This is a genomic window from Nocardioides sp. GCM10030259, from assembly GCF_042666375.1.
Classification (GTDB): Bacteria; Actinomycetota; Actinomycetes; order Propionibacteriales; family Nocardioidaceae; genus Nocardioides.
Window position 1 is genome coordinate 242,828 of record NZ_JBHTDF010000025.1, and the last position, 12,981, is coordinate 255,808.

Here is a 12,981-nt window from a genome sequence, read left to right on the forward strand (position 1 = left end):
CAGGCGGGCTAGGCGACCCAGAGCATCGGGTCGCCCCACCCGAGCTCATCGACCCCGTGCCGGCCGAGTGCCAGCGCCACGAGCGTCCGGCGATGAGCGGCGAACGTCAGCACGTGGGCGATCATCCCGCCGTACGTGAAGACCTCGGCCGGCTCGCACAGCGCGTCGACGAACGTGTCGTCGAGGCGGCCCTGCTCGATGACCTCGCGCACGTTGGCGACGTACGTCGGGGCCTCGCGCGCGAGCCGGTCGCGCATCGAGCCGAGCGACTCGTGCTCCTCGACCGACCAGTCGTAGTCGCGGGTCGCGAGCGCGGCGTTCCACATGCCCATCTGGCCGACGAGCCGGGAGAGCAGCGAGCGGATCGTCTGGCGGTCGTCGTCGACGTCGAGCTCGATCACCTGGTCGAGCTGCTCGTCGGTGAGCCGCTCCGCGACGCGGATCATCTCGCCGGTCAGCCACACGTGGTGCTCCACCATCTTCAGCAGCAGGTCCATGTCGGTCACCCGATCTCTCGAGGGCAGCCGCAGGCTGCCCGGTGGTTGGAAGTGGACGCCGTTCGGGGCGTCGATCTGGAGGTGTCCCGGCCGGCGTCGCCAGGTCGCCGGCGGCACGCCGTACGCCTTCGCGAACGCCCGCGTGAACGCCTCGTGGGACGAGTAGCCGGCCTCGACCGCGATGTCGATCAGCGGCGCGCAGGTCGTGACCATGCGGTACGCCGCCCGCTCCAGCAGCACCCGTCTCCGCAGCGCCTGCGGCGGCTCGCCCGCCACTCCGCGGATCATCCGGTCGAAGTGGTAGCGCGAGAAGTGCAGCCGCGCGGCCCGCTCGTCGGCCGTCAGGTCGTGGTCGTCCAGCGCCTCGGCGAGGTGGGCCACGAAGTCCGCGAACGTGTCGGCCGGTGTCATGCACCGATCATGCTGCGCGACGCGCCCTCGCGCTTGATCGTCCTTGCGTAGCGTCTGCTCCGTGGTCGCACTGCTGCTCCTGCCGAGCCCGCTTCTCGGGCCTGCGTCCTGGGCCCCGGTGACCTCGCGGCTCGACGCGACCGTCGCCGACCCGGCCGGCGCGACGTCGCCCGATGAGGTGCTCGCGGCGTACGAGCAGGCGGCCGTCGGGCTGTCCGACGTCGTGCTCGTGCCGCACAGCAACGCCGGGCTCTACGCGCCGCTGCTGGCCGACCGGATCGGGGCCGTGGCGACCGTGTACGTCGACGCCGCCCTGCCCGGCACCACCGGTCGCACGGGACTGGCGCCGCCGGGCCTCGTCGACCACCTGCGCGAGCTCGCCGACGCTGACGGGCTGCTGCCGCCGTGGACCCAGTGGTGGGACCCCTCGGAGGTCGACGGCCTCTTCCTCGATGCAGCGACGCGTGCCGCCGTCGAGGCCGGGCAGCCACGGCTGCCGCTGTCGTACTTCACGTCCTCGGTCGAGGTGCCCGCCGGCTGGGCGCACCGACCGAGCGCCTACCTCGCCTTCGGCGACACCTACGCCGACGAGATCGCCGTGGCCCACCTGCGCGACTGGCCCCTCGTCGCGCTTCCCGGCCGCCACCTCCACCAGCTCGTAGCCCCGGACGAGGTCGCCGCCACCATCGCGGCGCTCGTCGAGCGGGTCTCGGACTGAGCGTCATTGCGGTGCTGATGCCGGTCGCACGGCGGTCCGGGCGGTGGGGTATCCACCGTTCCACGGCCCGAAAAGGGTGGATGAGGCACCGCCACCCGGCACGCCGAGGGCAGCGACGAGGTCACGGCCGCAGCGCCCGGATCCGCTCGTCGAGGTCGCGCCGGTTGTCGCGGCGTACGACGACCTCCACGACCTCGATGCCGCCGTTGGGCGACGCCAGCGCCTGCTCGAGCTCGGGCAGCGACCCGACGCGCCAGTGCGGCGTGCGGGTGGCCGCGCAGAGGGCGGCGAGGTCGACGCCGTGGGGCGTGCCGAAGAGGCGGTCGTACTGCTCGGCGTACTCCACAGCGCCTTGCTCGAGCATCGTGAAGATCGAGCCGCCGTCGTCGTTGACCACGACGAGCATCAGGTCGGGCACCGGCTCCCCCGGGCCGATGACGAGGCCGTTGGCGTCGTGGAGGAACGTCACGTCGCCGACGAGCGCGAAGGCGCGAGGGCTCTCCGGGCGGGCGAGCGCGGCGCCGATCGCGGTCGAGACGACGCCGTCGATGCCGGAGAGGCCGCGGTTCGCGATCACCTTGCGGCGCGCGCCGACCTCGTAGCGCGGCACCATCAGGTCGAGGTCGCGGATCGGGCTCGACGCGCCGACGACGAGCAGGCCGCCGGCGGGGAGGGCGCGGGCGACCGCGCCGGCCACCTCGTACGGCGTGAGGTCGGGCTCGGCCGCGAGCAGCGCGTCGAGCTGCCGGGTGACCGAGCGGTCGGCAGCGCGCCACTCCTCCAGCCAGCCCGAGGTGTCGGCGCCCCCAGCGGACGGGATGACCGGCAGCCGCTCGGAGACCGGGAACGGCCGCGACGACCAGGCGCCGCGCGTCGGGGTGTCGATCACCTGCACGTCGGGCCGGGAGAGCAGCCGGGTCACCGGCCGCGACAGGGTCGGGTGCCCGCAGACGACCACCCGCTCGATCCGCTCCCCCAGCGGGGAGCCGAGCAGCAGGCGGTAGGTGCGGATGGCGTTGTCGCCGGTGCGCGAACCGCTGGTGGGCTCGGCGAACAGCGGCCAGCCGCCGTCCTGCGCGAGCACGCGCGCGGGCGGGCCGGCGTCGTCGCCGGCCACGACGACCGTGCGCGGCCCGGGCTCGACGGTGACGTGCACGGCCGGGCGGACGCGCTGCACCGGGGTGCCCGGGGTGACCGACGGCTGCCAGCGGTCGGCGGGCACCAGCGGCTCGTCGAGCGGCACGTTGAGGTGCACCGGACCGGTGGTGCCGAGGTCGATCGACACCGACGCGTCCTGGGTCGCCACCAGCGGACCGAAGACGCCCACCTGGTCGGTGGTCTGGTTGGCGTTGGTGCCGCGCAGCCGGGCCGGCCGGTCGGCGGTGACGACGACGAGGTCGACGTCGGCGTGCGCGGCCTCGAGGACGGCCGGGTGCAGGTTGGCCACGCCGGTGCCGGAGGTGCACACGACCGCGGCGCGGCGACCGTTCTTCGACAGCCCGAGCGCCAGGAACCCGGCGCTGCGCTCGTCGATGCGGGTGTGCAGCCGCACCAGCCCCGCGGCGGCCGCGTCGTACGCCGCGAACGAGAGCGGCGCGTTGCGCGACCCCGGCGCGACCACGACCTCGGTGACGCCACCCTCGATGAGCGCGGTCAGCACCGCACGGGCGAGGTCGGTGGCGCTCACGAGGACCGATCCTGCCGCAGCGCGCGCACCTCGGCGACCCGGGCCTCCCAGTGCGCGACCCGGTCGGGGGCGGCCGAGTACGTCGCGAGCAGCGACTCGTCGACGGTGGGCACCCGCACCGGCAGCTCACCGTCCACCGGCAGCAGTGGGTCGGTCACGACGTCGGCGCCCAGGAGCTGCACGGTCGCGAGCCCGCACGCGAAGGGCAGCTCGGGCAGCGCGGCCGCCAGCGCGACCCCGGCCGCGATGCCGACGCTGGTCTCGAGCGCGGAGGAGACGACGACCGGCAGGCCGATGTCCTCGGCGATGCGCAGGCAGGCGCGCACGCCGCCCAGCGGCTGCACCTTGAGCACCGCGACGTCGGCGGCCTCGAGGTCGCGCACCCGGTAGGGGTCGGCGGCCCGGCGGATCGACTCGTCGGCCGCGACCGGCACCGCCACGCGGCGGCGTACGACGGCCAGGTCCTCGACCGTGGCGACCGGCTGCTCGACGTACTCCAGGCCACCGGCCGCCCGGTCGAGCACCCCGATCGAGGCGACGGCGGTGTCGACGTCCCACAGCCCGTTGACGTCGATGCGCACCCGGCCCCCGGGACCGAGCGCGTCGCGCACCGCCTCGAGCCGGGCCTGGTCGTCCGCGAGCGTCTGGCCGGGCTCGGCGACCTTGACCTTGGCGGTGCGGCAGCCGCCGCGGGCCACGATCGCGTGGGCGTCCTCGGGACCGACGGCGGGCACCGTCACGTTGACCGGCACCGAGTCGCGCACCGCCGCCGGCCAGTCCCCCGCGGCCGCCTCCTCGGCGCAGCGCAGCCACGGCTGGGCGACGGCGGCGTCGTACTCGAGGAACGGGCTCCACTCACCCCAGGCCTCGCCGCGCAGCAGGACTCCCTCGCGGACCGTGATGCCGCGGAACCTCGTGCGCATCGGCAGCGACCACACGATCATGCGAGCTCCCGCAGCGCGAGGCGGTCGGGCTTGCCGTTGGCCAGCAGCGGGATCGCGTCGAGCGCGACCACCTGCCGCGGCGCCCACGACCGCGGATGCACCTCCGCGACCCAGTCCCGCGCGTCCTGGAGCGTCAGCCCGCCCACGACGTAGGCGACGAGGCGGTTGCCCCACTCCTCGTCCGGTACGCCGAGCACCTCGGCCGCGGCCACCTCCGGGTGCTCGCGGAGCCGGGCGGCGACGGCCGGGGCGGGCACGTTGACGCCGCCGCTGACCACGACGTCGTCGATCCGGCCGAGCACCTGGAGCCGCCCGTCGTCGTCGAGCCGTCCGGCGTCGGAGGTCAGGAACCAGCCGTCGACGAGCGCCTCGGCCGTCAACGCCGGGTCGCCGTCGTACCCCTCGAAGAGCGTCGGCCCGGCGATCCGGATCCGCCCACCGGGGCCGAGCGCGACCGCGACGCCGTCGAGGGCGCAGCCGTCGTAGACGCAGCCGCCCGCGGTCTCCGCGGAGCCGTACGTCGCGACCACGCGCACCTCGGCGTCGGCCGCGCGGGCGCGCAGGGCCGGGTCGATCGGGCCGCCACCGAGCAGCACGGTGTGGAAGGTGCGCAGCGCCTCCGCGTCAGTCTCCAGCAGCCGGTGCAGCTGGGTCGGCACCAGCGAGACGAACCTCGGCCCGACCCCGAGGGCCTCCGTGGCCGCCGCGAACGACGGGTGCTCGTCGAGCAGCACCGGCGCCGCGCCGGCGACGTACGACCGGCACGCGACCTGCAGCCCGGCGACGTACGACGCGGGCAGGGCGAGCAGCCAGCGGCCGGAGGCGCCGACGCGTCGCGCGCTGGCGTGCACCGACGCGAGCACGGCCTCCCGGGAGAGCACGACCCGCTTGGGGCGGCCGGTCGAGCCGGAGGTCTCGACGACCCACGGCGCCGGGTCATCGGCCTCGAGCCACGCGCCGATCCGCTCCACCACCTCCACCCGCCCGAGGCTAGTGCCCGCCCGTGGTGCTTGAATCTCCGGTCGTGGCACCCTCACATCCTCGGCCAGCTCAATGGCTGGCCGGCGCTCGGCCCCGCACGCTGCCCGCAGCCGTCTCCCCCGTCCTGGCCGGCACGGGCGTCGCGGCGTACGTCGACAGCGTCGTGTGGTGGAAGGCGCTGCTCGCGCTCGTTGTGGCGCTCGCGCTCCAGGTGGCGGTCAACTACGCCAACGACTACTCCGACGGCATCCGCGGCACCGACGCCGAGCGGGTGGGCCCGCTGCGGCTGGTCGGCTCCGGCGTGGCCGCGCCCGCGGCCGTGAAGCGGGCTGCGTTCCTGGCGTTCGGCGTCGCGGCGGTCGCCGGGCTGGTGCTCGCGGCGACGACGGCCTGGTGGCTGGTCGCGGTCGGCCTGGTGTCGGTGCTGGCCGCGTGGTTCTACACGGGCGGGTCGAAGCCCTACGGCTACCTCGGCCTCGGCGAGGTCATGGTGTTCGTGTTCTTCGGGCTGGTCGCGGTCGCCGGCACGACGTACGTGCAGACCGAGACCTGGGAGTGGGCCGCGCTCTGGGCGGCCGTCGGCGTCGGCGCGCTGGCCTGCGCGATCCTGGTCGCCAACAACCTGCGCGACATCCCGACCGACACCGTCGCCGGCAAGCGCACCCTCGCGGTGGTGCTCGGCGACCGGCGCACCCGGCTGCTGTACGCCGCGCTCGTGGTCGCCGCCGCTGCGGCGGTGGTCGCCGTCGCCGTGGTGACGTCGTGGTGCGCCCTGGCCGGGCTCGGGTTCCTGGTGCTCGCCGTCCGGGCGACGCGCACGGTCCTCGGCGGCGCCACCGGGCCGGGGCTGATCCCCGTGCTCCAGCAGACCGGCCTGGCCGAGCTGGCCTGGGCGGCCCTGGTCGCGGCCGCGCTGGTGGTCTGCGGCTAGCGCCGACTGCTCAGTCCGTGTCTTCCTTGGTCCGGCTCTGCTCGACCCGGGCCGACATCCGCTCGGCGCGCTCCTGCACCCGGCGGGCCAGGGCCTCCCGGGGCCGGTCGAGGAGGAAGTAGGAGCCCAGGCCGCTCATCAGGAAGGCGATCACGACCGCCCACAGGATCGGCACCTCGTCGTCGACCAGGAACCACACGCCGACCACGATCCCGAACGAGCCGATGAACAGGGCGAGCCGCATCAGCGTGTAGATCCAGAACTCCTTCACGCCAACAGGGTAGAGATCACCACGGGGGTCCTACGCTGGAGGGGTGCTGAAGTTCCTGCTCGTGGTGATCCTCGTCGCGATCGCGGTCTACCTGACGACCCGTGCGATCCAGCGCCGCGGTGTCGCGCCGCTGCCGCGGCCCCGCCTGCGTCGGCCGGAACCCCCGCGTGTCGTGGGGCCCGACGACGACCCGGACTTCCTGCGCGACCTCGACCGGAAGCGCAAACACCCCGAGCATCCCGAGGATCCCGAGGCGAGCTAGCGCCTCCGGCTACCGCTCGGCGCTGACCTGGATCTCCGCGGCCGAGCCGGCGTACGAGTGCTGCGACGTGCTCGAGAAGTAGTTGATCCCGATGAAGTTGAACCACAGCGTCGCCATGCCCACCAGGGCCAGGATCGCGGCGTTGCGGCCCTTCCAGCCGGCGGTGGTGCGGGCGTGGAGGTACGCCGCGTAGACGACCCAGGTGATGAAGGCCCACACCTCCTTCGGGTCCCAGTTCCAGTACGAGGACCAGGCCTGGTGCGCCCAGATCGGCCCGGTGATGAGCACCGCGAAGGTCCATACGGGGAAGCCGAACGCGTGCATCCGGTAGGACACCCGGTCCAGCACCTCGGGCTTCGGCAGCCGCGCGACGTAGCCGGTGGTCTTCTCCGAGCCGCGCACCTTCACCAGGTAGAGCGCCGACGTGATGCCGCCGAGGGTGAACGCGCCGGTCGCGACGATCGCCGAGATCACGTGGATCACCAGCCAGTACGACGACAGCGCCTCCGTCAGCGGGGCGACCGGGGCGTAGAGCCAGATCACCGCGACCATCAGCACGGACAGCACGAACGCCAGCACGATCGGCGCCATCCAGGCCAGCCGCAGCCGGTGGTAGAGGGCGAGGTAGAGCGCGGTCACCACGAACGTGCCGGCCAGCGTGAACTCGTACATGTTGCCCCACGGCACCCGGTTGGGGTCGGCGGCCATCCCGCGCGCGACCAGCGCCACCAGGTGGGCGGCGGCCGCGAGCCAGGTGATCAGGTAGCCGAGCCGGCCGAACATCGCCGTACGCCGGGCGCGGGCCTCGTCGCCGTCCCCCTCGGGACCGCTCGCGACGGCCACGCCGCCGGGCACGTCGACGGACGCCCGGGCCGCTTTCCCGGTGGCGACCGGGACGTTGCGCAGGGACGCCCACTCGACGAGATGGGCGAGGAGCGCCAGGAAGTAGAGCAGCCCCGCGGCGGCGACCGCCTGGTTGCTGAGACTCTCCCACGCTGCGTCGGTCACGACTCGTCCTCTCGCTCGTCGGGCCGTCGGCCCTGCAGGGCCGCGACCAGGTCGTCCACGACGGCGGCTACATCGCCGCCACCGGACCGGTCGAGGGCGGCCACCTCGACCAGTGTGCCGTCACCGTCCCGCCGGGCGCGAACCCACACCCGCCGCGGGCGGATGAAGAGCGACCCGAGCAGGCCGATGAGGGCGAGCACGACCCCGGCGAGCGCGGTCCACTTGCCGGGGGTCTGGCTGATCTGGATCTTGTTCCAGCGCTCGAGGCTCTCGAAGGTGACGGTGCCCAGCCCGTCGGGCAGCTTCACAGTGTCGCCCTCGCGCAGGTCGACGCGGTACGGCGTGCCGTCCTTCTTCGTCAGCATCGTCGTCCGCGACTTGTCGAGGGAGTAGACCGACTGCGGGACGCCGTCGTCCATGCCCAGGTCGCCGGTGTAGACGAGCATCGAGACCATCGGGTCGAGCGGCTTGCCGAGCAGCGAGTAGTAGCTGCCGGTCTGCTTCGAGAAGGCCACGGTCGGGTAGAACTCGCCCTCGAGGCCGACCTGGGTCGGCTCGGCGTCCGGCGCCTTGACCACGCCGATCGACTGGAAGCTCTGGTTGGTGGGCAGGAAGATCGTCGGCCCGCTCTGCACGACGTCGCCGTTGCCGTCGCGGATCGTGATGACGGGCGCGTAGCCGTGGCCGATGAGGAAGACGTCCGTGCTCCCGATCGACAGCGGGTGGTTGACCTTCAGGTCGTAGGTCTGCTCGGGCCCGTCGAGTGTCTCCTGGTAGCTCAGGTGCGACTCGAAGCCGCGCGCCATGCCGGCCCGGCGACCCGTGGTGAGCCAGTCGACGGAGAAGTCGTCGATCGAGAACGAGAAGGGCTCCATCCCGTCGGCGTCGAAGAGGCTGCCGGGGTTGAACTCGTCGTACTGGTCGGGGGTGTTGGCGAACCCGTAGTCCTCACCGATCAGCAGGATCACGCCACCCTTGTAGCCGAACAGCCCGCCCAGCGCGAAGCCGACCAGCACGACCACGACCGACAGGTGGAAGACCAGGTTGCCGGCCTCGCGCAGGTAGCCGCGCTCGGCGGAGATCGCGTCCCCGGAGTCGACGAGTCGGTAGCGGCGCCGCTTCAGCGTCACCCGCGCGCGCTCGAGGACCGTTTCGTGCGCGTCGGTGGTCGTGTACGACGCGTGGTCGGGCAGCCGGGTCAGGTTGCGCGGGGCCGCGGGCGGCTGGGCGCGCAGGCCGCGCCAGTAGTGGAACGTGCGCGGGACGATGCAGCCGACCAGCGAGATCATCAGCAGGATGTAGATCGCCGAGAACCACGTGGAGTCGTAGACCGAGAAGAGCCCGAGCCTCTCGTAGATCGGCGTGAGCTTCGGGTGGTCGTCCTGCCAGTTGGAGGTCTTGAGGGAGTCCACGCCCTCCTGCGGGATCACCGAGCCCGGGATCGCGGCCAGGGCGAGCAGGAGCAGCAGGATCAGTGCGGTGCGCATCGAGGTGACCTGGCGCCACACCCAGCGCAGCAGCTCGCGCAGCGTCAGCTCGCCCGGGCGGCGGTCGTCCTCGGGAGGTCGGGTGGAGAGGGCGGTGTTCACAGGAAGGTCTCCGTGCTGCCGACGAGGTTGAGCTGCAGCCAGGTGACGGCGTCGGTCCACCAGCCGGTGAGGAGCAGGACGCCGACGGCGATCAGCATCAGTCCGCCGGCCCGCATCACCCACTGCTGGTGGCGGCGTACCCAGCCGACGGCGGCGAGCGTCTTCTCGTAGGCGAGGCCGGCGACGATGAACGGGATGCCCAGGCCGAGCGCGTAGACGCCGGCGAGGACCGCGCCCCGGGTGGCGGTGGACTCGTAGAACGACAGGGAGAGGATCGCGCCGAGGGTCGGCCCGGTGCACGGCAGCCAGCCGAGCCCGAAGAGGAAGCCGATGACCGGCGCCGCCGCGAGGCCGACGCTCGGGATCGAGTGGATCCGCCACTCACGCTGGAGCAGCGGCAGCCAGCCCGCGAAGACCAGCCCGAGCACGATCATCAGCACGCCGAGGCCGATGGTGAGCTGGTCCTGGAACTCGACCAGCCAGCGACCGAGTGCCCCGGACGCGGTGCCGAGGATGACGAAGACGGTCGCGAAGCCGAGCACGAAGAGCACCGAGCCCAGCAGCATCCGGCCCCGGCGGGTGCCGGCGACGCCGTTGGCCAGGTCGGCCCCGGACAGGCCGGTGGCGTACGAGACGTAGCCCGGCAGCAGCGGGATCACGCAGGGCGAGAAGAACGAGACGAGGCCGGCGGCCAGGGCGACCGGCACCGCGAGGAGCAGCGACCCGGAGGACGCCGTCTCCCGGAGCCACTCATCCATCGGCGGTCCCGCCGGCGGCGATCTCGTCGACGACGTCGAGCACGGTCTGCTTGCTCGGCACCTCTCCGCCGATGACGGCGGCGATCCGGCCCTCATCGTCGAGGAAGACCGTGGTCGGGATGGCGGACATCGGGGCCTTGCCTGCGAACGCGAGGACCGCCTTGCCCTGCACGTCGTACAGCGACGGGTAGTCGGCGCCGACCGTCTCCATGAACGCCAGGCCGTTGGCGGCGCTCGAGTCGCGGATGTTGATGCCGAGGAACCCGGCGTTCGGCCCCAGCTCATCGGCGGCCTCCGCGAGCATCGGCATCTCCGCGCGGCACGGGGCGCAGCCGGACCACCACTTGTTCACGACGAGCACCTTGCCGAGGTAGTCCTCGGACGAGATCGGCTCGCCGGTGAGCGACTCCCCCTCGAACGACACGGGGTCGTCGCGGTCCGCCTCGTCGATGATGCGCACCGAGCCGTCGCCGCTGATGTAGCCCTTGTCGCCGGTCGAACCGAGCGAGGTGCAGGCGCTCAGCCCGGGAAGGACCAGGGCGAGCAGCAGCGGCGCGGCCACGCCGGCCAGGGGACGTCTCACGGGCGGCGCTCCTCCGGTGCTCCGCCGGCCGAGAACGGCGCCTTCCGGTCCTTGACCGGGATCAGGTCGCCGGCCGGCTCGGAGTAGCTCACCTGCGTGATCCGGTCGCCGACGAAGTGCAGGGACGTCAGCGAGCACAGCGTGCACTGCCGGCTGCGCGGGTCGTGCATGAAGGAGCGCTTCTCGACGTGCAGGCGGGTGACCCAGATCGGGAGCTGGTGGGAGACGATCACGGCCTCGTGGCCGACCGCCGCGGCGCGGGCGTCCTCGACGGCGGCCATCATCCGCGCCACGACCGTCTTGTAGGGCTCGCCCCACGACGGCTTGAGGGGGTTCCACATGTAGCGCCACAGCCGCGGGCGCTTGAGGATCGTCATCGCGCCCTCGCCGAAGCTGATGCCCTCGAACTTGTTCGTCGACTCGAGCACCCGGTCGTCGCGGACGATCTCGAGACCGCGCGCGTCGGCGAGCGGCCGGGCCGTCTCCTGCGCCCGCTCCAGCGGCGAGGCGCGCACGTGCACGATGTCGCGGTCGCCGACGGCCTCCGCCACGCGCTTGGCCATCTGGCCGCCGAGGTCGGAGAGGTGGAAGCCGTCGCGGCGTCCGTAGAGGACACCCTCGGGGTTGTGCACCTCGCCGTGGCGGAGCAGGTGGACGATCGTGTCAGGGGTCTGGCTCATCGCGAACTCCTACGCGCGGGCGGCCGCGGCCGCCCGGGCCGCGCCCGGCAGGGCGTCGAGCACCGTCGAGACGGCGCGGTCGTCGTGGGCGGAGGACAGGAACCACGCCTCGTACGCCGAGGGCGGGAGGTAGACGCCCGCGTCCAGCATCGCGTGGAAGAAGGCGGCGTACGCCGCGACGTCGGTCGTCGACGCGTCCGCGAAGTCGCGGACCCGCCCGTCGACGCCCTCGGTCAGGAAGACCGAGAACATCGTGCCGGTCGACTGCACGACGTGCGGGACGCCGGCGCGGGTGAGGGCGTCGGACGCGGCGACCTTGATGGTGTCGGCCGCGGCGCCGATGTGGGCGTAGACCTCGTCGGTCGCGAGCCGCAGCGTGGTGAGGCCGGCCGTGGTGGCGATCGGGTTCCCGGAGAGCGTGCCGGCCTGGTACACGGGGCCCTCGGGCGCGAGCCGCGACATCACGTCGGCGCGGCCGCCGAACGCGGCGGCGGGGAAGCCGCCGCCCATCACCTTGCCGAACGTCACCAGGTCGGGCCGCCAGCCCTCGACCTTGCCGTCGAGGCCCCACTGCCCGTGCCTGCTGGCCCGGAAGCCCGTCATCACCTCGTCGCTGACGAAGAGCGCGCCGTGGGCGCGGCAGGTCTCCGCGAGGAACTCGTTGAAGCCTCCCCCGGATTCATAGGAGTCGGGCGGGACGACGCCCATGTTGCCGGGGGCTGCCTCCGTGATCAGGCAGGCGATCCGGTCGGGGTGCTCGGCGAACACCTTCTCCACCGCGGCCCGGTCGTTGTAGGGCAGCACGACGGTCAGCTCGGTCGAGGAGGCCGGGACGCCGGGGGTGCCGGGCACGGCGAACGTCGCGAGGCCGGAGCCGGCCGACGCGAGCAGCGAGTCCACGTGGCCGTGGTAGCAGCCGGCGAACTTCACGACGACGTCGCGGCCGGTGAACCCGCGGGCCAGCCGGATCGCCGACATCGTCGCCTCGGTGCCCGACGAGACGAAGCGGACCCGCTCGACCGGCGCGCGCGCGGCGATCTCCTCCGCGAGGTCGACCTCCGGCTCCGTCGGCGCGCCGTACGACGTGCCGCGCGCGACCGCCTCGGCGACGCGGGCCTGCACCTCCGGGTGGGCGTGCCCGAGCAGCATCGGCCCCCAGGAGCAGATGAGGTCGACGTACTCGTTGCCGTCGACGTCGGTGAGCCAGGCGCCGGCGGCGGACCGGATGAACCGGGGCGTGCCGCCGACCGCGTTGAAGGCCCGGACCGGGGAGTTCACGCCGCCCGGCGTCACCGCGCGGGCGCGCTCGAACAGCTGCGTGCTGGCCTGGGTGGGTCGGGTCACCGGCCCATTGTCCCCGAGGCGCCCAACCGGTCCCAGCCGAGGCCCGCGGGCGGCACCCGGAGGGTGGGCCAGGCCACGCCCGGGCGGCCGATGAGAACGTGTTTCACCGCTCCGACCTGCGGGAATGGTCGGTGCACCATGTTCGGCCGCACGTCCGCAGCGGGCGGCATACCGTAACGAGATCGGGGCATGGTCGTTGGTAGACCGTCACCCCCCGCGCCGAGGGAGCACGGGTGGGGCCGAGGGAGCAGGAGCACCAGGAGATGTCGAGAACAGGGACGCGTGACCCCCGGCGGGGCCGCTTCGGTCGTGGCCAG

Annotated in this window: 14 protein-coding genes; 3 read left to right on the top strand and 11 right to left on the bottom strand. The window is 73.3% G+C overall.

The window, feature by feature from the left end:
- Positions 1-8: 8 nt before the first annotated feature.
- Positions 9-908, bottom strand: coding sequence for a helix-turn-helix domain-containing protein (locus tag ACFQQI_RS20615; RefSeq protein ID WP_378568070.1), 900 nt, complete (start codon positions 906-908; stop codon positions 9-11).
- A gap of 61 nt (positions 909-969) precedes the next feature.
- Between ACFQQI_RS20615 and ACFQQI_RS20620 the strand changes: the two genes are divergently transcribed.
- The gene (locus ACFQQI_RS20620) at positions 970-1,626 is read left to right on the top strand and encodes a hypothetical protein (RefSeq protein WP_378568072.1); all 657 of its coding nucleotides are present in this window, start codon (positions 970-972) and stop codon (positions 1,624-1,626) included.
- A gap of 121 nt (positions 1,627-1,747) precedes the next feature.
- On the opposite strand, the gene menD is transcribed toward ACFQQI_RS20620, so the two are convergent.
- Genes menD through ACFQQI_RS20635 form a run of 3 tightly spaced genes read right to left on the bottom strand, consistent with a single transcriptional unit; the run spans position 1,748 to position 5,237 of the window.
- Positions 1,748-3,313 carry a 2-succinyl-5-enolpyruvyl-6-hydroxy-3-cyclohexene-1-carboxylic-acid synthase gene (menD, locus tag ACFQQI_RS20625; RefSeq protein WP_378568074.1) on the bottom strand — a complete coding sequence of 522 codons (1,566 nt, stop codon included), beginning with the start codon at positions 3,311-3,313 and terminating at the stop codon, positions 1,748-1,750.
- Complete coding sequence (locus ACFQQI_RS20630) at positions 3,310-4,257, bottom strand: o-succinylbenzoate synthase (protein ID WP_378568076.1); 948 nt, start codon at positions 4,255-4,257, stop codon at positions 3,310-3,312. The genes menD and ACFQQI_RS20630 overlap by 4 nt, the downstream gene beginning before the upstream one ends.
- Entirely contained in the window at positions 4,254-5,237 is a 984-nt protein-coding gene (locus ACFQQI_RS20635; protein ID WP_378568078.1) for an AMP-binding protein, read from the bottom strand. Before ACFQQI_RS20635 ends, ACFQQI_RS20630 begins: the two co-directional genes overlap by 4 nt.
- 44 nt (positions 5,238-5,281) lie before the next feature.
- On the opposite strand from ACFQQI_RS20635, the gene ACFQQI_RS20640 reads away from it, so the two are divergent.
- Positions 5,282-6,169, top strand: coding sequence for a 1,4-dihydroxy-2-naphthoate polyprenyltransferase (locus ACFQQI_RS20640; RefSeq protein ID WP_378568080.1), 888 nt, complete (start codon positions 5,282-5,284; stop codon positions 6,167-6,169).
- A 10-nt stretch (positions 6,170-6,179) separates the two neighbouring features.
- On the opposite strand, the gene ACFQQI_RS20645 is transcribed toward ACFQQI_RS20640, so the two are convergent.
- Positions 6,180-6,440, bottom strand: a complete 261-nt coding sequence (locus ACFQQI_RS20645) for a DUF4229 domain-containing protein (RefSeq protein ID WP_378568082.1) — start codon at positions 6,438-6,440, stop codon at positions 6,180-6,182.
- 43 nt (positions 6,441-6,483) lie between these two features.
- Between ACFQQI_RS20645 and ACFQQI_RS20650 the strand changes: the two genes are divergently transcribed.
- On the top strand, positions 6,484-6,702 hold the full coding sequence (locus ACFQQI_RS20650; protein ID WP_378568084.1) for a hypothetical protein: 219 nt from the start codon (positions 6,484-6,486) through the stop codon (positions 6,700-6,702).
- Between the two features lie 9 nt (positions 6,703-6,711).
- On the opposite strand, the gene ccsB is transcribed toward ACFQQI_RS20650, so the two are convergent.
- Genes ccsB through hemL form a run of 6 tightly spaced genes read right to left on the bottom strand, consistent with a single transcriptional unit; the run spans position 6,712 to position 12,664 of the window.
- Entirely contained in the window at positions 6,712-7,710 is a 999-nt protein-coding gene (gene ccsB, locus ACFQQI_RS20655; protein WP_378568086.1) for a c-type cytochrome biogenesis protein CcsB, read from the bottom strand.
- Positions 7,707-9,299, bottom strand: a complete 1,593-nt coding sequence (locus tag ACFQQI_RS20660; protein ID WP_378568088.1) for a cytochrome c biogenesis protein ResB — start codon at positions 9,297-9,299, stop codon at positions 7,707-7,709. The genes ccsB and ACFQQI_RS20660 overlap by 4 nt, the downstream gene beginning before the upstream one ends.
- Positions 9,296-10,057 (bottom strand): cytochrome c biogenesis CcdA family protein, encoded by a 762-nt coding sequence (locus ACFQQI_RS20665; protein ID WP_378568090.1) that lies wholly within the window; start codon positions 10,055-10,057, stop codon positions 9,296-9,298. Before ACFQQI_RS20665 ends, ACFQQI_RS20660 begins: the two co-directional genes overlap by 4 nt.
- A complete protein-coding gene (locus ACFQQI_RS20670; protein ID WP_378568092.1) occupies positions 10,050-10,640 on the bottom strand; it encodes a TlpA disulfide reductase family protein in 591 nt (196 codons plus the stop codon). The genes ACFQQI_RS20665 and ACFQQI_RS20670 overlap by 8 nt, the downstream gene beginning before the upstream one ends.
- Positions 10,637-11,320, bottom strand: a complete 684-nt coding sequence (locus ACFQQI_RS20675; RefSeq protein ID WP_378568094.1) for a histidine phosphatase family protein — start codon at positions 11,318-11,320, stop codon at positions 10,637-10,639. Before ACFQQI_RS20675 ends, ACFQQI_RS20670 begins: the two co-directional genes overlap by 4 nt.
- Positions 11,321-11,329: 9 nt before the next feature.
- Complete coding sequence (hemL, locus tag ACFQQI_RS20680) at positions 11,330-12,664, bottom strand: glutamate-1-semialdehyde 2,1-aminomutase (RefSeq protein ID WP_378568096.1); 1,335 nt, start codon at positions 12,662-12,664, stop codon at positions 11,330-11,332.
- Positions 12,665-12,981: the final 317 nt, after the last annotated feature.